The 25,010-nt window shown below is 72.0% G+C and carries 22 protein-coding genes; 19 read left to right on the top strand and 3 right to left on the bottom strand.

Features of this window, described 5'->3' with window-relative positions:
• Positions 1–303 precede the first annotated feature (303 nt).
• Positions 304–921: a helix-turn-helix domain-containing protein gene (locus A6048_RS18300; protein ID WP_107745908.1), complete on the bottom strand. Its 618-nt coding sequence runs from the start codon at positions 919–921 to the stop codon at positions 304–306.
• Positions 922–1,103: 182 nt separating this feature from the next.
• Here A6048_RS18300 and A6048_RS13680 point away from each other — a divergent pair, with 182 nt between their 5' ends.
• The 12 genes from A6048_RS13680 to A6048_RS13625 all read left to right on the top strand — a co-directional run bounded on the left by A6048_RS13680 (position 1,104) and on the right by A6048_RS13625 (position 16,278).
• A complete protein-coding gene (locus tag A6048_RS13680; protein WP_107745910.1) occupies positions 1,104–2,495 on the top strand; it encodes an amidohydrolase family protein in 1,392 nt (463 codons plus the stop codon).
• The gene (locus tag A6048_RS13675; RefSeq protein ID WP_107745912.1) at positions 2,492–3,256 is read left to right on the top strand and encodes an ABC transporter ATP-binding protein; all 765 of its coding nucleotides are present in this window, start codon (positions 2,492–2,494) and stop codon (positions 3,254–3,256) included. The genes A6048_RS13680 and A6048_RS13675 overlap by 4 nt, the downstream gene beginning before the upstream one ends.
• Complete coding sequence (locus tag A6048_RS13670; protein WP_235027480.1) at positions 3,256–4,206, top strand: ABC transporter permease; 951 nt, start codon at positions 3,256–3,258, stop codon at positions 4,204–4,206. The genes A6048_RS13675 and A6048_RS13670 overlap by 1 nt, the downstream gene beginning before the upstream one ends.
• Before the next feature lie 149 nt (positions 4,207–4,355).
• Complete coding sequence (locus A6048_RS13665; protein WP_107745914.1) at positions 4,356–5,537, top strand: substrate-binding domain-containing protein; 1,182 nt, start codon at positions 4,356–4,358, stop codon at positions 5,535–5,537.
• A gap of 60 nt (positions 5,538–5,597) precedes the next feature.
• Complete coding sequence (locus A6048_RS13660) at positions 5,598–6,926, top strand: FAD-binding oxidoreductase (RefSeq protein WP_107745916.1); 1,329 nt, start codon at positions 5,598–5,600, stop codon at positions 6,924–6,926.
• Positions 6,923–7,741, top strand: coding sequence for a creatininase family protein (locus A6048_RS13655; protein WP_107745918.1), 819 nt, complete (start codon positions 6,923–6,925; stop codon positions 7,739–7,741). The genes A6048_RS13660 and A6048_RS13655 overlap by 4 nt, the downstream gene beginning before the upstream one ends.
• Positions 7,738–8,388 carry a pyridoxamine 5'-phosphate oxidase family protein gene (locus tag A6048_RS13650; RefSeq protein WP_107745920.1) on the top strand — a complete coding sequence of 217 codons (651 nt, stop codon included), beginning with the start codon at positions 7,738–7,740 and terminating at the stop codon, positions 8,386–8,388. The genes A6048_RS13655 and A6048_RS13650 overlap by 4 nt, the downstream gene beginning before the upstream one ends.
• A gap of 120 nt (positions 8,389–8,508) precedes the next feature.
• Positions 8,509–9,912 (top strand): amidohydrolase family protein, encoded by a 1,404-nt coding sequence (locus tag A6048_RS13645; RefSeq protein ID WP_107745922.1) that lies wholly within the window; start codon positions 8,509–8,511, stop codon positions 9,910–9,912.
• Positions 9,909–11,300, top strand: a complete 1,392-nt coding sequence (locus tag A6048_RS13640) for an 8-oxoguanine deaminase (protein ID WP_107746622.1) — start codon at positions 9,909–9,911, stop codon at positions 11,298–11,300. The genes A6048_RS13645 and A6048_RS13640 overlap by 4 nt, the downstream gene beginning before the upstream one ends.
• Before the next feature lie 6 nt (positions 11,301–11,306).
• Complete coding sequence (locus A6048_RS13635) at positions 11,307–12,221, top strand: FAD binding domain-containing protein (protein ID WP_107745924.1); 915 nt, start codon at positions 11,307–11,309, stop codon at positions 12,219–12,221.
• Positions 12,218–14,884: a molybdopterin-dependent oxidoreductase gene (locus A6048_RS13630; RefSeq protein ID WP_107745926.1), complete on the top strand. Its 2,667-nt coding sequence runs from the start codon at positions 12,218–12,220 to the stop codon at positions 14,882–14,884. Before A6048_RS13635 ends, A6048_RS13630 begins: the two co-directional genes overlap by 4 nt.
• Positions 14,881–16,278 (top strand): amidohydrolase family protein, encoded by a 1,398-nt coding sequence (locus tag A6048_RS13625; RefSeq protein WP_235027565.1) that lies wholly within the window; start codon positions 14,881–14,883, stop codon positions 16,276–16,278. Before A6048_RS13630 ends, A6048_RS13625 begins: the two co-directional genes overlap by 4 nt.
• 64 nt (positions 16,279–16,342) lie before the next feature.
• Here the strand turns inward: A6048_RS13625 and uraH are convergent, their stop codons facing one another.
• The gene (uraH, locus tag A6048_RS13620) at positions 16,343–16,666 is read right to left on the bottom strand and encodes a hydroxyisourate hydrolase (protein WP_107745928.1); all 324 of its coding nucleotides are present in this window, start codon (positions 16,664–16,666) and stop codon (positions 16,343–16,345) included.
• Entirely contained in the window at positions 16,666–17,214 is a 549-nt protein-coding gene (locus A6048_RS13615) for a 2-oxo-4-hydroxy-4-carboxy-5-ureidoimidazoline decarboxylase (RefSeq protein ID WP_107745930.1), read from the bottom strand. Before A6048_RS13615 ends, uraH begins: the two co-directional genes overlap by 1 nt.
• 301 nt (positions 17,215–17,515) lie before the next feature.
• On the opposite strand from A6048_RS13615, the gene A6048_RS13610 reads away from it, so the two are divergent.
• The 7 genes from A6048_RS13610 to urtA all read left to right on the top strand — a co-directional run bounded on the left by A6048_RS13610 (position 17,516) and on the right by urtA (position 24,957).
• The gene (locus A6048_RS13610) at positions 17,516–17,836 is read left to right on the top strand and encodes an urease subunit gamma (RefSeq protein WP_107745932.1); all 321 of its coding nucleotides are present in this window, start codon (positions 17,516–17,518) and stop codon (positions 17,834–17,836) included.
• Positions 17,833–18,708, top strand: a complete 876-nt coding sequence (locus A6048_RS13605) for a sirohydrochlorin chelatase (protein WP_107745934.1) — start codon at positions 17,833–17,835, stop codon at positions 18,706–18,708. Before A6048_RS13610 ends, A6048_RS13605 begins: the two co-directional genes overlap by 4 nt.
• Positions 18,709–18,739: 31 nt before the next feature.
• Positions 18,740–21,004: an urease subunit alpha gene (gene ureC / locus A6048_RS13600; protein WP_107745936.1), complete on the top strand. Its 2,265-nt coding sequence runs from the start codon at positions 18,740–18,742 to the stop codon at positions 21,002–21,004.
• Positions 21,001–21,723, top strand: coding sequence for an urease accessory protein UreF (locus A6048_RS13595; protein WP_107745938.1), 723 nt, complete (start codon positions 21,001–21,003; stop codon positions 21,721–21,723). The genes ureC and A6048_RS13595 overlap by 4 nt, the downstream gene beginning before the upstream one ends.
• Positions 21,724–21,794: 71 nt before the next feature.
• On the top strand, positions 21,795–22,430 hold the full coding sequence (gene ureG / locus A6048_RS13590) for an urease accessory protein UreG (protein WP_107745940.1): 636 nt from the start codon (positions 21,795–21,797) through the stop codon (positions 22,428–22,430).
• The gene (locus tag A6048_RS13585) at positions 22,427–23,494 is read left to right on the top strand and encodes an urease accessory protein UreD (RefSeq protein ID WP_244911011.1); all 1,068 of its coding nucleotides are present in this window, start codon (positions 22,427–22,429) and stop codon (positions 23,492–23,494) included. Before ureG ends, A6048_RS13585 begins: the two co-directional genes overlap by 4 nt.
• A gap of 209 nt (positions 23,495–23,703) precedes the next feature.
• A complete protein-coding gene (gene urtA, locus A6048_RS13580; RefSeq protein WP_107745942.1) occupies positions 23,704–24,957 on the top strand; it encodes an urea ABC transporter substrate-binding protein in 1,254 nt (417 codons plus the stop codon).
• Positions 24,958–25,010 lie beyond the last annotated feature (53 nt).

Genomic DNA, 25,010 nt, shown 5'->3' with positions numbered 1-25,010 from the left:
GCATGGGGACCTGCCCGGCCGGGCCACGATCAGACGGACGTGTTCGGCTGCGCCGCGATCAGGCGGGCCTGTCCGGCCTCGGTTGCGTGTCAGTGGTGCGGCGCCTGCCGTCGTTCCGCGCGACCGTGCCGCGACGTCCCTCCGGGAGTGCGGCACGGTGTGGGTGCGCGGATCCGGTGGTCCTGGCCTGGCCTGGCCTGGCCTGGCCCGGCCTGGCCTGGCCCGGCCTGACCTGAGCTGACCTGGGCTGCCCTGCTGGTGCCCTGCAGGGCACCGCAGGTCAGCGGGGAGCGGGGCAGTGACTCAGCCCGGCCGGGCGACGATCAGGCAGGCCTGCCCGCCCTCGGGCACATACCAGCGGTGGGGGAGCGTGCCGTCGTACCGCGCGACGTCTCCCGCCTCCAGGCGGCTGAGCGAGTCGCCTACCTCAAGCAGGACCGTGCCCCGGGTGACGTAAATCCACTCGCGGCCGGGATGTTCAAAGAACCGGCCGGGTACGTGGTTGGTCTCGACGAACTCGAGGAACTGAGTGTCGTTCGGCCCGCCCGGCAGTAACCGGGTGTGTCCGCCGACGGTGCCCTCCGCGCGGGTGAGCACCGCGCCCTCCGACGCGCGACGGACGTCCACGTGTCCGTCCGCTGCCGCAGCCGGGCCTCCCGCCGGTTTGTCTGGTGCCCCGGACGTGGTGTCGACGGAGTCGACCGCCTCCAGTAGGTGTGCCTGGGTGGTTCCCAGCGCGTGGGCGAGCCCCTCGAGCGTGGACATGCTCGGGGCCGCCTTGCCGCGCTCGATCTGGCTGAGGAACGGCTGCGAGATCCCGGCCTGACCGGCCACCTCCACGAGAGTCAGCCCGAGTTGCTGGCGGTGATGCCGAATGCGTGCACCCAGGCGCGCGAGACCGTCGTCGCGAAACCCTGACACCGGTGTCTCCCATCGTCCGTGAGCGGTTACAGACCAGATCCGGCGGGGTAATCCGGTCGAAACACCGACCCGTGACACTGAGCTGTATTGACGAGGTCAATATCCCGCGTCCTTGTCGAAAGCGCAAGGGCACCATCCCGACCCGGTCAGGGACGGTCCGGCAGAGCAGGAGAACCCAGTCAGTGGACATACTCACCCGCCAGCGTGGTGACGGGGCACCGGAGCCCGGCGACACGGCCCTGAAGTCCGGCGACACGGCCCTGGGGCCCGACGGCACGGCCCTGAGGCATGTCGACCGCATCGCCGGGGTGGGACTACTCGACGGTCGGGTGGTCGACGTGGACATCTCGGGCGGAGTGGTCGTCGCCGTCACCGAGGCCGTCACCGAGGCTGTCACGGAGGCTGGAGACGCGGGAGTCGACATCACCGGGGCACCGGGCGCGGCGGTGGTCGACGGCCGCGGCTACCTGGCCCTCACGGCGCCGGCCGAGCCGCACGCCCACCTGGACAAGGCCATGAGCTGGGGCGCCACCCGCCCGCCTGGCTGCGATCTGGGCGCCGCGATCGACGCGTGGCGCGCCTTCGCCGTCACCGTGGACCAGGACGAGATCTACGAGCGGGCGCGTGTCGCGGCGCGGCGACTGGTGTCCAACGGCACCACCGCGGTGCGCACCCACGTCGACCTGCACACCGAGGGTGACCCCCTGCGAGGGATTCGTGCCCTGGTGCGGGTGCGCGACGAGCTCGCGGATGTGCTGGACCTGCAGATAGTGGTCATGGTCCGCGACGAGGACCCCGCCGATCGGGCCCGCGCAGCGATCGCGGCCGGGGCCGACCTCATCGGTGGCGCCCCGCACATCGCCCCCGACACCGCCGCCGAGACCCACCGGCTGATCGACCTGGCCGAGGAGCTCGGCACCGGCATCGATCTGCACGTCGACGAGTTCCTCGACGGCGACCACGGCATGCTCACGGCCTTCACCGACCGGGTGGCGTCGTGGGAACCGGGCCGCATCCGGACGGCCGGTCACTGTTGCCGGATCGGCTCGATGGACGCCACCGGCCAGGCCGCCGCGGCCACCGCGCTGAGCGGGGCGGATGTCGGGGTCGTGACCCTGCCCGTCACCAACCTGTACCTCCAGGGCCGGACGGAGTGCACCTCCACGCCGCGCGGGCTGCCGCCGGTCCGGGCACTGCTCGACGGCGGCGTCACCGTGGCCGCGGGCGCGGACAACGTGCGCGACCCGTTCAACCCGGTCGGCCGGTCCGACGCGATCGAGACGGCGATGCTGCTGGTCGTGGCCGCCCACTTGGACATGGACACCGCCTGGCACCTGGTCTCCGACGGCGCTCGCGACGTCATGGGGCTGCCGCCCGCCGGCCCCGTTCCCGGCCGCCGCGCGGACCTGCTGCTGGTGCGTGCGAGCGGGCTCGACGACGTGATCGCAGAGGCGCCCGCGGACCGGATCGTGCTGCGGGCGGGGCGCGTGGTGTCCGCGAGGGCCGCCGTCGTCGTCGACCCCTTCCTCACACAGGCCTCAAATCGCTCGTCCGTCCTCCAGGAGGCACCATGACCACCCCAGCCCGCCCCGTCCTCCGGCCGGGTAGCGAGATCCTCGGTTTCTCCGACGTCGGGGTGACCTATCCCAACGGCACCCGCGCGCTCGAGGGCGTGGACCTGCGCGTGGGGGCCGGTGAGTTCGTCAGCGTGGTGGGCCCCTCCGGCTGCGGCAAGTCCACGTTGCTCGGACTGGCCTCCGGGTTGGCGGCCCACACCGACGGCTACATGCAGACCGGCACCGACCGGGTGGGTTACGTCTTCCAGGACGCCACGCTGCTGCCGTGGCGCACAGTGGCCCAGAACGTCGAGATGCTGGCCGAGCTCGACGGGATCGGCAAGGCCGATCGGCGGCGGCGGGCGCAGGAAGCGATCGACCTCGTGGGGTTGTCCGGCTTCGAGCACTCACTTCCCCGCGAGCTGTCCGGCGGCATGAAGATGCGGGTGTCGCTCGCACGGTCGCTGACCCTCGAGCCCGAGCTGTTCCTGTTCGACGAGCCGTTCGGGGCCCTCGACGAGATCACCCGCCAGCGCCTCGGTGACGAGCTGCTGGGGCTGTTCGCGGCCAAGCGGTTCGCCGGATTGTTCATCACCCACTCGGTCGCCGAGGCCGTGTACCTGTCCACCCGGGTCGTCGTCATGTCCGGTCGTCCCGGCCGAATCGTCCACACCGTCGACGTTCCCTTCGACGTCCCCCGCGACCCCGAGGTCCGGTACTCAGCCGACTACATCAACCTCGTCGGCGAGGTATCCCAGGCACTGGAGGAGGCACACTGATGAACACCACCACCACCAACACCACCGCTGCTGGCAGCACCTCGGCCGGCAGCACCACCGCCGACCAGGCCGCCGACCCCGGTTCCGACACCCTGCCCCCGGGCGGCGCGACCAGGGTCACCCCACCCACCTCGGCTGAATCCGGGAAGCGGCTCCGGATCACCGCGGACGGCGCACTCGTGCGCATCGGCGGTCCGCTCGTCGTCCTGGTGGCCTTCATGGGGCTGTGGTACTTCGTCAGCTACGTCGTACTCGAACCCGCCCGCCGGTTCCTGCTCCCCCCGCCGCACGTCGTGATCACCGATGGGTTCATGGGGCCCAACCTGCCGGCCATGCTCGAGGCGCTGGGGCGCACGACGGTCGTGGCGCTGACCGGCCTGGCGATCGCGTTCGTGATCGGCGTGGTGTGGGCGATCGTGATGAGCCAGGAGACGTGGGCGGAGCGCTCGCTGTTCCCGTACGCCGTGGTGCTGCAGTGCATCCCGATCCTCGCGCTGGTGCCGCTGATCGGCTTCTGGTTCGGCTTCGGGTTCACCGCGCGGGTGTTCGTCTGTGTGCTGATCGCCTTGTTCCCGATCGTGTCCAACACCCTGTTCGGACTCAAGTCGGTCGACCCGGGTCTGCGCAGGCTCTTCCGTCTCCACCATGCCGGCCGACTGACCGTCCTGCGCAAGCTCGAGGCGCCGGCCGCGCTGCCCGCCCTGTTCGAGGGTCTGCGGGTGGCTGCGGGGCTGTCCGTGGTCGGAGCGATCGTCGGTGACTTCTTCTTCAAGCAGGGGGACCCGGGGATCGGCATCCTCATAGACACCTACAGGGCTCGCCTGCAGTCGCCGGAGCTGTTCGCCTCGATCCTGCTCGCCTCCTTGCTCGGCGTGGTCGTGTTCCTGGCCTTCGGGCTTCTCTCCCGCAAGGTGGTGGGCCGGTGGTACAACGCCGACGACCAGCGGTGACTCCTGGATCCACCCCGCCTGGATCCACACCCCGGCCGTAACCCACATCTGCCCGACCGGCAACACAACCGAAACGTCACACCGCTTCACTATAGATATTGATCACGTCAATACGGGAGGCCGGATCCGGCCCCCGGGAGGAGACCCAGATGCGCCGCACCCACACCACCAGGACCGTGCTCTCCGTGGCCGCCCTGTGCACCCTCGGAGCCGCCACGCTGACCGCCTGCGGTGGTTCCGACTCCGAGTCCGCCGAAGCGGCGTCCGGCTACAGCGGAGAGATCGGGGCCGTCGACCTCAGTGAGGTCTGCCCCGCCACCGTCGTCGTCCAGACCGACTGGAACCCGGAGGCCGAGCACGGTCACCTCTACGAACTGCTGGGGCCGGATCCGACGATCGACGCCGGCGCCAAGTCGGTCTCGGGCCCGCTGTTCGCCTGGGGGGAGTACACCGGCGTGGACGTGGAGATCCGATCCGGCGGGCCGGCGATCGGCTTCCAGCAGGTCACCGCGCAGATGTACCAGGACACCGACATCATGCTCGGCTACGTCGACTCCGACCAGGCGGTGCAGAACTCCCTCAACAACCCGACGGTCGGGGTGTTCGCGCCGCTGGACATCAACCCGCAGATGATCATGTGGGACCCGGAGACCTACCCGGACGTGGCGCGGATCGCCGACCTCAAGGACGAGGGGACCCGCGTCCTGTACTTCGAGGGCAACGCGTACATGGACTACCTCACCGGTGAGGGCATCCTGGACCCCGAGCAGGTCGACGGCAGCTACGACGGGTCGCCGTCCAACTTCGTGGCGGCCGGCGGGTCGGTGGCCCAGCAGGGCTACGCCAGCGCCGAGCCGTTCATCTACGAGAACGAGGTCGCCGAGTGGGGCAAGCCGGTGGCCTACGAGCTGCTCCACGACACCGGATACCCGATCTACAAGTCCATGATGGCGGTGCGCTCGGCCGAGCTCGAGGACAACTCGGCGTGCCTCGAGATGCTCGTCCCGGCCCTGCAGCAGGCAGAGGTCGAATACTTCGCCGAGCCGGACCGCACCAACGCGGTGATCGTCGACGCCGTCGAGCAGTTCAACACCGGCTGGGTCTACAGCGCCGAACTGGCCGACTTCGCCGTCGAGGCCATGCTCGACCGGGAGATCGTCGGCAACGGTCCCGACTCGACGGTCGGCAACTTCGACGAGGAACGACTGGCCGACATCGTCGGGATGGTCACGGGCATCTACGAGGCCGCCGACGTCGCGATCGCCGAGGACGTGGCACCGGAGACCATCGCGACCAACCGGTTCATCGACCCGGCCATCGGGATGAACTGACCCCGGGCCCGCCTCCAGCGACACCCGATACAGCGACACCCGATTCAGGAAGGCACCCCAGTGAGCGAGACCCAGACGGCGTCGCCGACGGCTCCCACGGCCCCGGACGTGGCCGGACTCGTCGAGGATCTGAGCGACCTGCTCGGTCCGGAGCTCGTCCTCACCGACGACCGCAGCCTCGACAAGGCGTCCCAGGACGGCTCGTACCTCAGTCCGATATTGCGTGCGCAGTGGCCGATCGGCCGCCCTGAGGTGGTCGTCCGACCCACGAGCGTCGAGCAGGTCCCGCCGATCGTCCGCGCCGCGGTCCGCCGCGGGGTCCCCATCACCTCACGGGGCAAGGGCACCGGAAACTACGGGCAGGTCGTCCCCCTGCACGGGGGTCTGGTGCTGGACCTGACCGCCCTGCGGGGCATCGACGACGTGGACCCTGAGGCCGGGACGGTGACCGCCGAGGCCGGTGTTCGCATGATGAGTCTGGAGAAACGCCTCGCTCGCGACGGATCGCAGTTGTGGATGTACCCCTCGACCGTGCAGTCCACCCTGGGGGGTTTCCTGGCCGGAGGTTCCGCCGGGACCGGCACGATCGTCCACGGCCGCAACCACGAGGGGTTCGTCGAGGCGCTCGACGTGGTCTTCGCCCACCCCGAGGCCGAGATCGTCCACCTGAGCGGGGAGGACGCACAGCCGTTCGTGCACACCTACGGGGTCGCGGGGATCATCGTCCGCGCCACCGTGCGGATCGAACCCCTGCAGGACTGGCGCTGTGTCTACGCCAGCTTCGACGATCACCACGACGCGTTCGCCGCGGTCCCGCGCATCCACCGACTCGACCCGGCCCCGCGGCTCTGCTCGGCCGACGGTGCCCACGTGGCCGGATGTCTGCCCGAGGACGAGGCGATCCCTCCTGATAGGGCGAGCCTGCGCACGATCGTCGAGGCCTCGGTCGTCGACGAGGTGAGCGCCCTGGTCACCGAGGCCGGGGGTGTGGTCGAGGCGGTGCGCAAGGGGGTCAACGAGTCGATCAAGGTCTCGACGCTGTCCTATAACCACCCCACCCACTGGTTGCAGAAGGCGGAACCGGACACGTGGTTCCACATGGAATGCCAGGGCGACGCTCTGGTGGAGCGGCTGGACGAGGTCGAGGCCGTCTACCCGGGGGGGACCCTGCACCTCGAGGCCGGCCACGGCCGGATGTTCGGCATGCTCAACGGGCACTACACCGACCCGGAGGCCGCCTACGCGGGCGTGCCGGTCCTGGAGAAGCTGGGGGTGAGGGTCCACTCGCCGCACCAGTACCGTGTCGACCACGGCACCGAGGAGGTGCGGGCACTGGCGGCCCGGACCGATCCGCAGGGCCTGCTCAATCCCGGGCGGTGGGAGGAATGATCGGGCCCGCACGGCGCTACGCCGACCTCAGCACCGTCGAGGCGGCACGGGTGGGCCGGGGCGACCCCATCGCCGTCATCCCCACCGGCGCGATCGAACCCCACGGCCCCCACCTGCCCCTGGCCACCGACCTGATCGTGGCCGAGGAGGTGGCCGCCCGGGCAGTGGCCGCCGCCGCGGCCGGGGCGGGGGTCGACGCCTGGCTCATGCCCGCCCTCGGGTACACCAAGAGCGACGAGCACTCCTCGTTCCCCGGGGCGATGTGGATCACCGCGGACACGCTGCTGTCCCAAGTCCGTGAACTCGGCTCGGCGCTGAGTGCCAGCGGGTTCGGCCGCGTGCTCTTCGTCAACTGTCACGGCGGCAATTCCGCCCTGCTGGAGGTGGCGCTGCGGGAACTGCGCAGACGCAGCGGCCTGCGGACGTTCCTCTACGCAGGCAGAGCTGTCCCCGGTCCCACCGAGCTCGGCATGGGGATCCACGCCGGGTGGGCCGAGACGTCGATGATGCTCCATCTGCGACCGGAACTCGTCGACATGTCCGTGGCCGAGGCCAGGGTCCCGACCGGGTTGGCCGGGTGCCAGCACATCGGCTTCACCGGCCCCGTGAAGTTCGGCTGGTTGGCCGACGACCTGTCCGACACCGGGGTGATCGGTGACCCCACCGGGGCCGAACCCGACACCGGGGCCCGGCTGGTGGCCGATCACGTGGCCACCGTGGTCGGTGCGCTCGCGGAGATCGCCGTCTTCGACCCGGCGCGCGGGGTCCCGGGCGCCGACCTCGGTGTGGTCGCCGCCGCGGGAGGTGCGCGATGACGGCCGCCCAGCTGCCCGACGCCCCGCTGCCCGGGAGCAGGGCGGACGAGGCACCCATAGCCGGGGTCACCATGCCCGAGCCGGGCGACGATCCGCTGGCCGCGATGGTGTCCTGGCTCGCCGTCGACCCCCTCGCGCCACCTTTGGGTGTGTTGGCCACCGTCGACCCGGACGGGACACCGCAGTGCCGACACCTCCTGGTCTCCGGCGTCACCCCCGACGGCCCGACGTTCCACACGGACTCGCGCTCCCAGAAGGTCGTCGATCTCGCGGCCAACCCCCGCGCAACACTCGTGGTGCTCTCCGCCGACCGGACCCACCAGCTCACCGTGACCGGCCTCGCCGCACCCACGGACGACCGCGAACAACTGCGCACCTATCGTGACCGGTCCCCGTACCTCAAGCTCCTGGCCTGGACCAACGGTCCCGCCGCCGCGGCTCTGCCCCCGGCCGGACGCCGTGAGGTGTGGGCGGAGGCCGTCACCCGGCACGGGCCCACCCCACAGGACCCGCCCGAAACCTGGACCGGGTACCGCCTGCGGCCCGAGACGGTGACGTTCTGGCGGGCCGAACCGGACGCACCGTCCCACCGCCGACGGTTCCACCTCCGTTCCGGCGGCTGGCTGGCCGAAGAGTTGCCGGGCTGACCCGCCGCGGTGCCGGCCCACGCCGTGCCCGCCACCGAACTGCCCGCCCCCGGCCATGCCTGACTCCGCCGAACCGCCACACCACTCCACCGACCCGCCACACCAACGAGAGAACCCCTCATGATCACCTTCACCGACGCGCTCGTCATCCCCGTGGCGACGGACTCAGCCGACTCCGCGAGGTGGTTCCACGGCTGGGTCCACGTCGACGAGGGCGGCCTGATCGCCGGACTCGGGCCCGGTGACCCCCCACCCGGTCTGCCCGGGACCGTCCACGACCTCGGCGGGTCGATCCTGGCCCCGGGGTTCGTGTCCGCGCACAGCCACCTGTTCACCGCCGGGATGCGCGGCATCGCCCCCGACGACACGCTCTACGGGTGGGTCTCGCGGATGGGCGAGATGATGGTCGGGGCCGAGGCCGAGGACCTGTACTGGTTCACCCTCGCCGGGTGCCTGGACTTCCTGCGCAACGGCGTGACCAGTGCCTACAACTTCACCCAGAGCCGGGTGGTGGCGGTGTTCGATCACGCCACCTCGACCCTGGTCGCCGAGCGGGTGCACGACGTGGACTTCCTCACGCGGCAGATCGACGCGCAGGCCGACTCGGGGCTGCGGTGCGTCACCTCCACCCGGTTGGACGACGAACAGCTGCCCGAGGCCGAGTGCTTCGAGGCATTCGCCCACGTCACCCAGCACCGCCAGAGCACGGTCGCCCGGGAGCTGGATCTGGGCGGCTCGGTGTTCGGCTCCGTCCAGTGGTCCTCGTCGCCGGTCACCGCGGAGCGCGAGCACGAGGTCATGGCCCGCCACGCGGTGGGCAACCAGGCCCACTTCGTGGAGACCGCCGAGCACCTCGAGGTGCAGCGTGCCAAGTTCGACTGGTACGACCGCGCCGGCGTGCTGGGCACCGACTTCTCCTTCGGCCACTTCGTCCACCCCACCGAGCACATGGTGCGCCGCGTGGCCGAGACGGATTCGGCAGTGATCTGGCAGGCGACCTCCAACGGCCGGCTGGGCTCCGGCATCGCCGACGTCACGGGGTACCGGGACAGGGGGATCCGTGTGGGCATGGGCCTGGACGACCAGTCCTGCACCGACGTCTCCGACCCGTTCCAGAACATGCGCATCGGTCTCTACACCCAACGGGCCGTGCACTCCGACGCCTCGGTGCTGGCCGCCCACGAGGTGCTGCGGATGCACACCCTCGGCGGCGCGGAGGCGCTCGGCCTGTCCGGCCGGGTCGGCAGCATCGAGGTGGGCAAGCACGCCGACCTGCTGGTCGTGGACCCCACCGCCCCGGCGACCGGGCCGATCTGGGACCCGGTGGCCACGTACGTCCTGGCCTGTTCGTTGCGCAACCTCACCCACGTGTACGTGGGCGGGCGCCTCGTCGCGGAGGGGGCGCGTTCCCTGCACCCGCTCGCCGACGAGGCCGACGCCCAGCTCACCGAGCGGATGATCCGGTCGGCCGGCGCGCGTGGGTTCGTCCCGGCCTATTCGCGACCAGTGGGGGCGTGGTCGTGACGGCGGGGGGCGACGCCGCCGTTCTGATCGAGAACTGCGCGGTCGCGACCATGGACGACCGCGGCGCCGGGTTCGCCACCGAGCACACGACCGGACACGTGCTGCTGGCCGGCGGCCGCATCACCGCCGTGGGGGCGGGTCCGTGCGATCCGGCCCTCCTGCCCGAGGGGACAGAGCGGGTCGACGGCACCGGCTGCCTGGCCACGCCGGGCCTGGTCAACACCCACCACCACCTGTACCAGTGGCTCACCCGCGGGCTGGCGGCCGACGCCACGCTCTTCGAGTGGCTCACCGCCTCCTACCCGGTGTGGGCCGGCATCGACGCCGACGACGTGCGCACCGCCGCACTCGGAGGGCTCGCGCACCTCACCCTGGGCGGCTGCACCACCACCACGGACCACCACTACGTGGTGCCCGCCGACGCCGGCGACGTGTTCGCCGCCGAGATCGAGGCTGCCGCCACGGTGGGTCTGCGCTTCCACCCGTGCCGCGGGTCGATGGACCTGGGCCGCAGCGCGGGCGGGCTGCCGCCGGACTCGGTGGTGGAGGGCATCGACGCGATCCTGGCCGGCACGGCCGAGGTGATCGACCGGCACCACGATCCCGCACCGGAGTCGATGTGCCGGATCGCCGTGGCGCCGTGCTCGCCGTTCTCGGTGACCGGCGACCTGCTGCGCGCGAGTGCCGACCTGGCACGCGAGCGGGGCGTCCGCTTGCACACCCACCTGGCCGAGACCGACGACGAGGAGGTGTTCTGCCGCGAGCGCTTCGGCAGCACCCCCATGGAGTACATGGAGTCGGTCGGGTGGACCGGCCCCGACGTGTGGTTCGCCCACACCGTGCACCTGGACGACCCGGCGATCGCCGCCATGGCCGCCGGCGGCATGGCGGCCGCGCACTGCCCGGTCTCCAACGGCCGGCTCGGCGCCGGCATCGCGCGGGTGCCCGACATGCTCACCGCGGGCGTGACGGTGGGTCTGGGCGTCGACGGCGCCGCCAGCAACGAGTCGGGGGTGCTGTGGGAGGAGATGCACCAGGCGCTGCTGCTGGCCCGGGCCACCCGCGGCCCCCGCGCGATGGACGTGCGCACCGCGCTGCGGATGGCCACCGTGGAGGGAGCGCGGGCGTTGGGGCGCCAGGACGAAATCGGGCGCCTGGCCACGGGGTACCTGGCCGACGTCGCACTGTGGCGCCTGGACACCCCCGCCCACGCCGGGATCGACGACCCGGTGGCCGCCCTGGTCCTGGGCTCCCGCCCGCCGATGGCCGGGGTGTGGGTACAGGGTCGACGGGTGGTGGAGGACGGCCGGGTGCTCACCGTGGACACCGACGCCGTGGCCCGGGACGTCGTGGCCGCGCGCCGCCGCCTGCTGGCCAAGGCCGGGTGAGAACCGATGGACCTGGTCACCGTCACCGAGCTCTACCGGCCGCGCAGCCGCTCCGAGGCGCACGAGGCGCTGCTCGCCGGGGCCGTCCCGTTGGCCGGCGGGACGGCACTGCACGGCGAGGCACACCTCCACCCCGCCGGAGCGGCGGCGCCGCCGGGGGAGGACACACCGCCGCTCACCGGCCTCGTCGACTTGGTGGACCTCGGCTGGCCCGACGTCGAACCGATGCCCGACGGCGGCCTGCGGGTGGCGGCGACAGCGTCGCTGCGGACCGTGCTCGACCACCCGCTCACCGCTCCGGTGCGCTCGTTCCTGCACGACGCCTTCTCCTGCCTGCTCGCCTCGTGGAAGATCTGGGCCCGCGCCACCTGGGGAGGCAACCTCTGCGCCGCCCTGCCCGCCGGAGCCGGCACGGCCGCGGCCTGCACTCTCGGCGCGACCGCCGAGATCTGGACCCCCGACGGCGGCACCCGCACGATCCCCGCCGCGGACGTGGTGGTGGGCCCGGGCCGGACGTCCCTGGCCCCGGGGGAGATCCTGCGGGCACTGCACATCCCCGCGGGGGCGGGCCGCGCGCGCTACGCGGTCCGGAGGCACTCGCTGGTGCCCAGCGGCCGCTCCGGTTCGCTTGTCACCGGCCGCCTGGATCCCGACGGCCGGTGCACGCTGGTGGTCACCGCCGCGGTGCCGGCCCCGCACCTGCTCGTGTGGGACGCCCCGCCCCCGCCCGAGGTCGCGGCGGCCGCGGTCCGCGATCTGCCCCACTGGCACGACGACCCCCAGGGGCATCCGAGCTGGCGCCGCCACGTGTCGGGGATCGCGGCCCTCGCCGTCGTCGTCGAACTCGCCGGCGCCCACCCCGCCCACGGCACCCACCCCGCCACCGGCATCCACCCCACCCGCGAGACGGAGAAGTCATGAAGATCTCGGTCGACGGTCGCGGTTACGCGCCGACCCCACGCCCCGGACAGTGCCTGCGGACTCTGCTGCGCGAGCTCGGGCAGTTCGCGGTCAAGAAGGGGTGCGACACCGGTGACTGCGGCGCGTGCACGGTGCTGGTCGACGGCGTGCCCACCCACTCCTGCGTCCTGCCCGCGCACCGGGCCGAGGGCACCGACGTGCGGACCGCCGCCGGGGTGCCGGACGCGGTGCCGGAGGCGTTCGCCCGCGCCGCCGGGTTCCAGTGCGGCTACTGCACGGCGGGAATGGTCACCACCGTCACCGGCCTGGACCACGCCCCGTGTGCGCGCGACGGGGGCCCGGCCGCGCGGACCGCCGCGATGAAGGGCAACCTGTGCCGCTGCACCGGCTACCGGGCGATCGAGGACGCTCTCGACGGTGCCGCGAACACCTGCCCTGCCGGGGGGATCGGCCGCCCGGTCGCCGCGCCCGCGACCGAGCGCGTGGTGCGCGGCGCCGAGCCCTTCACCCTGGACACCGAGCTCACCGGCTGCGCGCACCTCGCGGTGTTGCGCTCCCCGCACGCGCACGCCCGGATCGTGGAGATCGACGCCTCCCGCGCGCTCGCCATGGACGGCGTGGTGGCCGTGCTGACCCACCACGACGACCCCGACGTGTTGTTCTCCACCGCCCGGCACCAGCGGCGCACCGACGACCCCGACGACACCCGCGTGTTGGACCCGGTGGTCCGCTACCACGGTCAACGCGTGGCCGCGGTGGTGGCCGAGACCCCGCAGCTCGCCCGCCTGGCCTGCCGGGAGATCGACGTGCGGTACGAGGTCCTGCCGTCCGTGTTGGACCCCGAGGTCGCGCGGCGGCCGGGAGCTCCGGCGATCCACGGGGACAAGATCCACGGTGACAAGGGCTCTGCGTCCCGGATCGCCGACCCCGCGCGCAACGTGGTGGCGAGCTGGCGCGGCGAGGTGGGCCGCGTCGACGCCGGGGTGGCCCGGGCCGCGCACGTGGTGACGGGCACCTGGCGCACCTCACGGGTCCAGCACACGCACCTGGAGACCCACGCGGTGATCGTCCGCCACGTCGACGGCGGGCCCCGGTGCGGGGGATCGCTCGACATCCGGTCGTCCACGCAGGTGCCGTTCCTGGTCCGTGACGAGTTGGCGTGGATCTTCGGTCTGGAGCGGGACGACCTGCGCGTGCACGCCGCCCGCGTGGGCGGCGGTTTCGGCGCCAAGCAGGAGATGATCGTGGAGGACCTGGCCGTGCTGGCCGCCCTGCGTACCGGGCGCGACGTGGTGTGGGAGTACAGCCGCGCAGAGCAGTTCACCTCCGCCACCGTGCGCCACCCCTACCGGGTGACGGCGACGGTCGCGTGCGACGCCCGTGGCCGGCTCACCGCGCTGGACCTGGACGTGCTGTCCGACGCGGGCGCGTACGGCGGGCACTCACCGGGCGTGATGTTCCACTCGATCACCGAGTCGGTGGAGCTCTACCGGTGCCCGGCCAAGCGGGTGGCCGCCGAGGCCGTCTACACCACCACCGTGCCGTCGGGCGCCTTCCGCGGGTACGGGCTGGGTGAGGTGGGGTTCGCGCTCGAGAGCGCGCTGGACGAGCTCGCCGACGCCGCCGGGATCGATCCTGTCGAGCTGCGGCGGCGCAACGTGGTGCGCCCGGGTGACCCACTGGTGAGCTCCGCGGGCGACGACGACGAGCTGGCCCTGTCCTCCTACGGACTCGATCACTGCCTGGACCTGGTCTCCGGGGCACTGGCCTCCGGACGAGGGGAGTCGGCCCCACCCGGATGGTCGGAGGGCACCGGGGTCGCGCTGTGCATGATCGCCAGCAACCCGCCCGGGGGCCACCACGGTTCCGCCCGCGTGGAGATCGACGCCGACGGCACCGTGCACGCCTATGTGGGCACCGCGGAGTTCGGCAACGGCACCGCCACCGTGCACACGCAGATCGTGGCCGAGGTGCTGGCGGTGCCGTCCGACTCGGTGGTGCTGCACGCCTCGGACACCGCCCAGCTCACCCACGACACCGGTGCGTTCGGGTCGGCCGGGACCGTGGTGGGCGGGCGCGCGCTGCACCGGGCCGCGACGCGGGTCGCCGACCTGTTGCGTGCCGGCGCCCACCTGCCCGTGTCCGCCGAGGGTTCCGCCGACGGGTTCGGTCGGCAGGCCGCGTTCACCGTCCAGGGCGTGCGCGTGGCCGTGTGCCCCGACACGGGGACCGTCAAGGTGCTGCACAGCGTCCACGCCGTCGACGCCGGGCGGGTACTCAACCCGCAGCAGCTACGCGGACAGGTGGAGGGCGGCGTCGCGCAGGCACTGGGGGCGGCGCTGTACGAGCAGGTGATGCTCGACGACACCGGCGCGGTAACCAACGCGACGCTGCGCCACTACCACCCGCCCCGCATGGGGGATGTCCCGCGCACCGAGGTGTTCTTCGCCGACACCGTCGAACCGCAGGGTGTCTTGGGCGCCAAGTCGATGTCGGAGGCGCCGTACTGCCCGGTGGCGGCGGCGGTGGGGATCGCCGTCCGGCGGGCCACCGGGGTGCGCCAGGACTCCATCCCGCTGACGCCGGACCGGGTGTGGATGCGGTCGTTCGCCCGTGACCCCGCCGGTGTCGCTTCCGCCGAGCCGATCGGGAGCAGGTCATGAGTGCGCGAATCCTGCGGATCACGGGTGCGTCGGTGGTGTGGTCGCCGGGGCTCGCGTCCTCCGAACCCACGACGCTCGAATGCGTGGACGGACGGATCGTCACTGCTCCGACCGGCGCCCTGCCCGCCGACGCCTCGCCGACCGGCGCCGTGCCCGCCGACGCGCGAATCGACACTGCGCAGTTCGACACCGCGCGGGTCGATACCCTCGACGCCGAGGGTGGGGTCATCACCCCAGGCCTGGTCAACGCCCACCATCACCTGCTGCAGAGCGCGTTCCGGACGCTACCCGGTACGCGCGGGGTGGAGATGTCGGTGTGGCTGGGGCGGATGCGCGAGGCCTATGTGGCCGCGCGCGTCGACCCCGACCTGGTGGGTCTCGCGGCCCGTGTGGCCCTGGCAGAGTCGCTGCTGTGCGGGGTCACGACCGTTGCCGACCACCACCTCACCTGGCCGCCCGGCGTGGACTCGGTGCAGATCGCGGGGGCCGCCTTCGCCGCCGCCCGCGATGTGGGCGCTCGTCTGGTCTTCGTCCGCGGCACCGCGGGTTGCGACCCGGACGCGGCCGCCTCGTCCGTGGCGGCGATCCACTCCACGCACCTGCCGGGCGCGCGCCGCGGTGTCACTGATGACGGCATGCGACAGCTGGCCGTGGGGCCGTCGGGGATCCACGCCGACGGGCCCGCCACCTTCGGCGCCCTCGGCGAGATCGCGCGGACCCTGGGACTACGCCGACGCACCCAGGCGAACGAGCAGGTCGATGTGGCGCGCGCCGCCGAACAGTACGGGCGGCGCCCCCTGGATCTGCTGGACGAATGGGGCTGGCTGGCCCCCGACGTCACCCTGGCCCACCTGTGCGACATCACCGACTCCGAGGTGGCGCTGGTCGCTGCGGGCGGCGTCACCGTCACCCACGCCCCGGCCTGCGACCTGCCGATGGGGTGGGGAGTGGCCCCCGTGGCCCGACTACTCGACCGAGGGGTGCGCGTCGGACTGGGTACCTCGGGAGGGGGGAGCAACGACGCCGGGCACCTCCTGGCCGACGCCCGGCTGGCGATGCAGGTCGCCCCACTCGCCGGGAGGCCGCTGGACGCACTCGAGGCGCTCACCATGGCCACCGCCGGCGGAGCTGACGGTCTGGGCCGCCCCGAGCTGGGCCGGCTGACCCCGGGATCGGCCGCCGATCTGGTGGTGTGGGACGTCTCCGGGGTCGCCGACGCCGGGGTCGCCGACCCGGTCGGGGGACTGCTGTGGGCCAACCCCGGTCGCCGGCCCCGCCACGTGGTGGTGGGCGGCGTCGTGGTGGTGCGGGACTTCGAGCTCGTCAACACCGAGGAGCAGGCGCTGGCCGCGGACCTGCGCGAGCAGTGCGCCCGGCGGCGGATCGGCCGCTGACCTGGGGTGCCCTGCGACGCCTGTGCAGGGCACCCCGGGTCAGAGCGTTGGAGAGGTCCGTGCCTCAGGACCCACGGTAGGTGCTGTAGCCCCACGGCGAGAGGATCAACGGCACGTGGTGATGGGCGCCCGGGTCGGTGATCTCGAAGCACACCACCGCCTCCGGATAGAAGCCCTGCACCCCGTTCTCACGGTGATACCCGCCGGTGTCGAAGGCCAGTCGGTACACCCCGGCCCCGATCTCGACTGCGGCCAGCTCCGGCGCCCGACCGTCGTGGTCCGTCGTGCCGGCGGCCAGCTCGGTGCCGGCGGCGTCGGTGAGCCGGTAGCCCAGTCCGGCCGCCGGGGCTCCGGTGGCCGTGTCCAGCGCGTGGGTGCTCAGGGACATCAGAGGGCTCCCGTGTCGAGCAGCTGATCGAGCCGCAACGCGTTGATCCTCGCCAGCTGTTCGCGCGTGCAGGTGAGTTCCTCGGCCGCACCGCGTTCGATCCTCCGGTCGAGTTCGGCCACGATCTCCCGGGCCGTGAGCCCCGTGGCACAGACGAGGAACGCGTGACCGAAGTGCGCGGCGTGGCGACGCTGCCCCTCGGACAGGAGCCGGGTCAGCTCGGCGTCCTCTGTAGCGGCAGCGCTCTGCTCCCGTGCTGATGCGCCCTCGACGGGCTCCGCGCTGGCGCCCGCCCCCGCCCCGATCGGCGGGTGTGCATCGACCGCCGCCAGTACCTCGGCATCACTCTGCTCGGCGAGCACCCGCCTGGCCGCGGCGTGCAGTGCTTCGCGCGAGCGGTAGGGGCGACCGTCCAGTACCGCCCGTGCCCATCCAGCCGAGCCCGAGAGCTGCGTCAGCACCGGCAGCAGGTCGTCTGCGGGAGTGGCGTCGACGATGCGCACGGCATGGTCGTCAGCGGCCGTCGGCTCGGCGGTGGTCTGGGGCATGGGCTCATGATGGCACCCGGGAGGGCGCGGATCGGCGCCGGCGCGGGAGCCTTTACACGCCGTAACAATCAGGCGTCCGCCAGTCGGCTCCCATGGTCCAGCTCCATCCCACCTCGTTCCCCGCCTCGCCCGCCAGCCGGCTCACTGCCCTGCTCGGCCCCCGCAGGGCACCGCAGGTCAGGGGCTCGACTGCCCGGGGCCGACGTAACACAGCCGACACACGACGGTATTAGCGTGATCGACAGTCGCCGCGCGAATGGCCCCCCTGCGCGCTGATGCCCGAGCACGAGAGGACCCGAGGATGAAGCTCACCCCCCGCGAGCTGGACAAACTCACCCTGTTCACCGCGGCCGAGGTCGCGCGCCGCAGGCTCGAGCGCGGGGTGCTGCTCAACGTCCCGGAGGCCACCGCGCTCATCTCGTGGGAGATCGTCGAGCACGCCCGCGACGGGCGTACGGTCGCCGAGTGCATGGATCTGGGCCGTCGGGTCCTGAACGCCGGACAGGTCATGGCAGGGGTGGTGGAGCGGCTGCCGATGATCCAGGTGGAGGCCACCTTCCCGGACGGCTCCAAACTGGTCACGGTGCACGATCCCGTCGGCCCGGTGGAGCAGCAGGCGTGACCGCGCACTCCCCGGTGCACGAGCATCACCCTGCGGTCCACGAGCATGTCCACGAGCACGTCCACGAGCACACCGATCCGGCCACCGCCCGGATCGTCGCGGCGCTGGGTCCGGAGTCCGAGCAGATGCCCGACCTCGGCATCCCGTCGGCCGCGCCCGGGCGTGGACTGTCCGACCTGGTGGCGGCGCAGGGGGAGGCGGGTGACCTCGTCGTCGTCGTCCCCATGACGTTCGGCCGCGCACCCACGGTGATCGCCGACTGCGCACGCACTCTGCGTGACGTCCGGGGTCGCACGGGCGGCGCTCGGCTCGCGCTGGCCGCGCCGCTGGGTGACGCCACGTTGCTGGTCAGCCGCCTGCGCGCGGTGATCCGCCGCCACAGCCTGGGAGACACTACGGGCGCCGAGTCGGTGCTGGTGGTGAGCCCGGCGATCGACCCGTTCGCCGACGCCGAACTGTTCCGCCTGGCCCGGCTCGCGCGGCAGTACGGCCGCCCCGGGCTGGTCGAGGTGGCCTTCCACGGCGGCTCCGAGCCCGACCCCGACCTGGCCGGCGGACTCGCGCGACTCGACGCCCTCGGCGGTGGCCGACCGTTGCTGGTGTCCGCCACGCTGGCGCCGGCGCCGGTCACCGGCCGCGGACTACCCGGTGAGGGCGAGTACCTGCTGGGCCCTGCCGTGCTGCGCAGCGTGATCGACACCCGCGTGCGCGAGGCGGTCCACCGGCTCGACCACGGCAGTAATGGTTCCGCTGGCGCTGCGGGTTCCGCCGACGCCGACGGAATCGACGCGGCACTCGACGCCGAGGACGGCCACGGTTACGCCCACTCCCACGTGGCGGCCGACGGCAGCGTCTACACCCACTCGCACTAGTCACCACCACCCACCCACCCCGAGGAGCGCGATGTCCGGATCCGGGAACTACCAGTACGGCGACGGCGACATCACGCTGGGCGCCGGACGCCAGACCATCGAGGTCACGGTGACCAACACCGGCGACCGCGCGGTTCAGGTGGGTTCGCACTACCACTTCTTCGAGGCCAACCGCGAGCTCCGATTCGACCGGCCGGCCGCCTACGGGCGCCACCTGGCGATCGGCGCGGGCCTGGCGGTGCGGTTCGAACCCGGACAGACCCGCACGGTGCGGCTGGTGGACTACGCCGGCGAGCGCGTGTGCCACGGCTTCTCCGGACTGGTCGACGGCCCCCTCGACGACCCGGCCATGCGTGAACGCGCGCTCCAGCGCATGCGCGACGGGGGGTTCCTGTGTGACACCCCGAACGACGACGCACACAGCAACGATGACGACGAAGACGACGACGACGAGCTCGCGCAGTCCGCGGACGGTGTGCCCGTCGCCGAGGGCCCGCCGACCGAGCATCCTCCCACGGTGCTCCCGCGCGCCACGTACACCGACATCTACGGGCCCACGATCGGCGACCGCCTGACGCTGGCGGACACGGTGTTGACCGTCGAGATCACGACCGACCACAATGCCGTCACCGCTGACGGTTCGTCCGGCTACGGCGAGGAGGCCGTGTACGGCGGCGGCAAGGCGATCCGCGACGGCATGGCGCAGGACCCGGCGGGGACGCGGGCCTCGGGCGCGCTCGACCTGGTGATCACCGGGGCCACGATCCTGGACGCCGTGATCGGCGTGGTCAAGGGCGACATCGGGGTGCGCGACGGCCGGATCGTGGCCGTGGGCAAGGCCGGGAACCCGCACCTCCAGGACGGTGTACACCCCGACCTGGTGATCGGTCCGGGCACGGAGGTGGTGGCGGGCGAGCACAAGATCGTCACCGCCGGGGGAGTGGACTCCCACATCCACTTCATCGCCCCGCAACAGGTCGACGAGGCCCTGTCCAACGGCATCACCACAATGTTCGGCGGTGGCACCGGCCCGTCCGAGGGCACCAAGGGCACCACCTGCACGCCGGGCGCCTGGAACATCGGACGGATGCTGCAGGCCGCCGACGGTCTGCCGGTGAACATCGGGATCCTGGGCAAGGGCAACACCTCGCAGCCCGAATCCGCGGTCGAGCAGATCGTGGCCGGGGCGGCGGGCCTGAAGATCCACGAGGACTGGGGCACCACCCCGGCGGCCATCCGCTGCGTGCAGGAGGTCGCCGACCAGTACGACGTGCAGGTCGCGATCCACACCGACACCCTCAACGAATCCGGTTTCTACGAGGACACCCGCGCCGCGATCGGCGACTCCACCATCCACACCTTCCACTCCGAGGGTGCCGGCGGCGGCCACGCCCCCGACATCCTGCGCGTGTGCGGCGAGCCCAACGTGCTGCCGGCCTCCACCAACCCGACGCTGCCGTACACCGTGAACTCGGTCGACGAGCTGCTGGACATGGTGATGGTGTGCCACCACCTGTCACACGACATCCCCGAGGACGTGAGCTTCGCCGACTCCCGCGTGCGGGCCGAGACCATCGCCGCCGAGACCGTGTTCCACGACGAGGGCATCATCTCCATCTTCTCCTCGGACTCCCAGGCCATGGGCCGGGTCGGTGAATCGTGGCAGCGGGCGTTCCAGACCGCCCACCACTGCCGGGTCGAGCGCGGGCCGCTGCCCGAGGACGTGGCCGCGTCGCCCGACGGCAGTTCACCGGACCGAACCGGCGGGGCGCGCAACGACAACGAGCGGGTCCTGCGGTACGTGGCCAAGATGACCATCAACCCGGCCATCGCCGCGGGCATCGCCGACCACCTGGGCTCGATCGAGCCGGGCAAGCTGGCCGACCTGGTGGTGTGGCCGGTCGAGTCGTTCGCCGCCAAGCCGTCCCTGGTGATCAAGGGCGGAATGATCGTGTGGGCGCCGATGGGCGACCCCAACGCCTCCCTGCCCACCCCGCAGCCGGTGATCTACCGCCCGATGTTCGGCGCCTACGGCGGGGCCATGCAGTCCACCCGCGTGACCTTCCTGTCCGCGGCGGCGATCGAGGCCGGCGTCCCGGAGCAGCTGGGCCTGACCTCGCCGTGCCTGCCGGTGCGGGGCTGCCGCGGGATCGGCAAGAAGGACATGGTCCGCAACGACCGCTGCCCGCAGATCGAGGTGGACCCCGACACGTACGTGGTGACCGTCGACGGCGAACCGGCCACCATCGCACCGGCCACCACACTGCCGCTGGCCCAACTGTTCTACCTGGCATGAGCGGCTCCGACCTGTCGCGACTGCTGCTGGCGCTGCAGTTCACCGACTCGTCCTTCCCGTCCGGGATGTACACCCTGTCCCACGGGCTCGAGGGGCTCGCCCAGCGCGGGGAGGTCGATGCCCGCCGACTGCCGGAGGTGCTGCACGCGATGCTGCGCCACGCCATCGGCCCGGCGGACTCCAGCGCGCTGGCCCTGGCATGGGCGGCCACCCGCGCGCACGGTGGAGACGCCCCCGATGAGACACAGTGGCTGGACGCGGTGACCCGCATCGACCGCCGCCTGCACGCCACCCGGCTGACGCGGGAACTGCGCGACGGTGCCACCCGCACGGGAAAGCAGGTGCTGGACCTGGCGGCCGAGCTGCTGGACGACCCGGTGGTCAGCGCGTGGAACGCCCACGTCAAGGCCCGCAGGTCACCCGGGTCCCAGTCCGTGGTGATGGGCGTGGTCTACGCCCGCGGCGGGCTCGACCAGCGGGACGCCGTGGCCGCCGACCTCACCGCCGTGGTCATCAGCCTGGCAGGGGCCGCCCTACGCCTGCGACTGGCCGACCACCGCAGCGCCCAGGCCCTGGTCCGCGGTGCCGCGCCCGTCGTCGAGGAGGTCGCCGACGCTGCCGTAGGGGCCGCCCTGGAGGACCTGGGCGGGTTCGCGCCGGTGCTGGACCTGGCCAGTTGCCACCACGAGAACTCCGACGCCCGGCTCTTCGCGAGCTGACCACGCCGACACACCGGCTCCACCACTGATCGACTTCACCACTGATCGACTTCACCACGGAAGGGACGCACATGACCGAGGGACAGAACGTGCTGCGCATCGGGATCGGCGGGCCCGTGGGCTCGGGCAAGACCGCACTGATCGAGGCGCTCGTGCCCATGCTCATCGAACGCGGCCGGGCCCCCGCGGTGATCACCAACGACATCTACACCCAGGAGGACGCCGAGCACGTCCGCCGCACGCTCGCCGGGGTCCTGGACCCCGCCAAGGTGGTGGGTGTGGAGACCGGGTCGTGCCCCCACACCGCCGTCCGCGACGACCCCACCATGAACCTGGCCGTGGGAGCCGAGATGCTCGAGGCGCACCCGGACGTCGACACCCTGATCTTCGAGTCCGGCGGCGACAACCTCACCCTGACGTTCTCGCCCGTGCTGGTGGACCTGTTCCTCTTCGTCCTGGACACCGCCGAGGGCGAGAAGATGCCGCGCAAGCGGGGCCCCGGCATCACCGAGTGCGATCTGCTGGTGATCAACAAGATCGACATCGCCAAGTACGTCCGATGCGACCTGGGCGTGATGAGCTCCGACGCCGACCGCGTGCGCTCGGGCAAGCCGGTCGTGTTGACCGACTGCCTCAGCGGCACCGGGGTCGGCGAGGTGCTGGACTACTTCGAGTCGCGTCGCGCGGACCTGCTGCCGAGCGCGTGAGCAACGTCGTCACCCAACCGGCCGTCACCCCGCCGGTCGCCATCACCCCACCGGCCGGTTCCACGCCCGTGACGTCCCGGGCCGCCCGGCTGGCGCGCGCGGCCGACCCCGGTCACGTCTCGGCCGTCGTGACGGCCGGCCCGGTGCACGCCGCCGGGTCGCTGCCCGTGGGCTCGCCGGGCAAGGTCGGCGTCCTGGACCTCGACTTCCGGACCTCGGCCGGGGGCCGCACCGTTCTGGCCGACCGCTACCAGAAGTCGCCTCTACAGGTGATGCGCTCGCTGTACGTCGACCCGGTGCTGCCCCACGTCCCGGTCACGTACCTCATGTCGACGGGCGGGGGCGTGGTGGGCGGCGACCGGCTGGACATCGACGTCCGCCTGGCTGACCGGGCGCACGCGGTGATCACCACCCAGGCCGCCACGCGGGTCCACCGCATGGACGCCGGCTACGCCACCCAGAACGTCACGCTGACGCTGGGTGCCGGCGCGGTGTGCGAGTGGGTTCCCGACCCCCTCATCCCCTATGCAGGGAGCAGGTTCCAGCAGCGACTCCGTGCGACGGTCCCCGACGACGCGGTGCTGGTGGTCTCCGACGTCCTCACCGCCGGCCGGGTGGCGCGCGGCGAGCGGTGGGCGATGGACGCGCTGGTCTCGCACGTGGAGCTGACCCGCCCCGACGGCACGCCGGTGGTCGTGGACACCACGCGGATCGTCGGCGGAGCGGGTGCCGGGGTCGACGCCGGACAGGCCGGACCCGACGACGACCTGGTCACCGGCGGGTCCGACGCCATCGGCACCGTGTTCGTCCTGGCGCCGGGGCCGGCGGCGGACCTGGCGGCCGCGATGCGGGCGGCCACCGATTCCTGCGAGGGCGTGCGCCGGGGTGATGTGAGCCGGGGTGATGTGAGCTGTGGGGTGAGCACCCTGCCCGAGGGATGCGGGGCGTGGGCGCGGGTGCTGGGCCGGAGCCCGGAAGCGGTGGAGTCCGCCGTGCGCGCGGTGTGGTCCGCCGCGCGCGAGCACGCCCTGGGGGCGCCGGCACCGAATCTGCGGAAGGGCTGAGCAGGACGCACGGAGAGACTGAGACACAACTGAGCAGTTCCTGAGCGGGCGCGAAACCCAGGGTTCACTGCAGGTGGATCGAGGCAACACGCACGAAACACTCTGGAACCGTGCGGCTCACATGTAACTCATAACTTTGGGTTCATCGAGCGTCGATCCCCGAGAAGCGGGGGCCATCGACCGCCCGCCCACGGCAAGGATGAACCCGCGTGAATTCCATCTCCAGACGCACCGTCGCCGCCGCCGCACTGGTGGTCCTCGGGGCCGGTGCACTCACCGCCTGCGGCAGCCGCACCTCGGACACCGCCGCGGCCTCCGCAGAATCGTGTGTGGACACCTCCGGCGACACCATCAAGATCGGGTCGCTGCACTCCCTGTCGGGCACCATGGCGATCTCCGAGAGGACGGTGCGTGACTCCGTCGCGCTGGCCGTGGAGCAGATCAACGCCGAGGGTGGAGTGCTGGGCAAGCAGATCGAGCCGGTCGTCGAGGACGGGGCGTCCGACCCGGCCGTCTTCGCGGAGAAGGCGCAGAAGCTCATCACCAGCGACTGCGTGGCCGCGATCTTCGGCGGCTGGACCTCGTCCTCGCGCAAGGCCATGCTGCCGGTGGTCGAGGACGCCAACGCCCTGCTGTACTACCCGGTCCAGTACGAGGGCCTGGAGGCGTCCGAGAACATCTTCTACACCGGCGCCACCACCAACCAGCAGATCGTCCCGGGGCTGGAGTACCTCAAGGAGCAGGGCGCCGAGTCGATGTACCTCGTCGGGTCGGACTACGTGTTCCCGCAGACGGCCAACCGCGTGATCAAGGCGTGGGCGGAGGCCAACGACGTCGAGATCCTCGGCGAGGACTACACGCCGCTCGGGTCCACCGACTTCTCGACCATCGTCAACAAGGTGCGCACCGCCGACCCGGACGCGGTGTTCAACACCCTCAACGGCGACTCCAACGTCGCCTTCTTCCGCGAGTACACCAACGCCGGCCTCACCGCCGAGGACACCCCGGTGGTGAGCGTGTCGATCGCCGAGGAAGAGGTGCAGGGGATCGGCGCGAACAACATCGCCGGCCAGCTCACGTCGTGGAACTACTACCAGACCATCGAGAGCCCCGAGAACACCTCGTTCGTCGAGGCGTTCAAGGCCAAGTACGGAGACGAGAGGGTCACCTCCGACCCCATGGAGGCGGCGTACACCTCGCTGTACCTGTGGAAGAACACCGTCGAGAAGGCGGACAGCTTCGATGTCGCCGCGATCCAGGAGAACGCCGGTGGGGTCAGCTTCGACGCCCCGGAGGGCACCGTGACGATCAACGCGGACAACAACCACATCTCCAAGACGGCACTCGTCGGGGAGATCCGCCCCGACGGCCTGATCTACGAGGTGTGGAGCTCGGGCGAGCCGATCGAGCCGGATCCCTTCCTGGAGGGCTACGACTGGGCCGGCGAGCTGTCCGGCAACTGACCTAGTCCGTGTCCACCGCCCCCCGCGGCGGTCCCGGTCGACGGGACCGCCGC

Origin of the sequence: Dietzia psychralcaliphila, from assembly GCF_003096095.1 — a bacterium.
In the GTDB taxonomy this organism is placed as follows: Bacteria; Actinomycetota; Actinomycetes; order Mycobacteriales; family Mycobacteriaceae; genus Dietzia; species Dietzia psychralcaliphila.
Note: the sequence above shows the minus strand (reverse complement) of the source record. Positions and strands in the feature narration are given on the sequence as shown.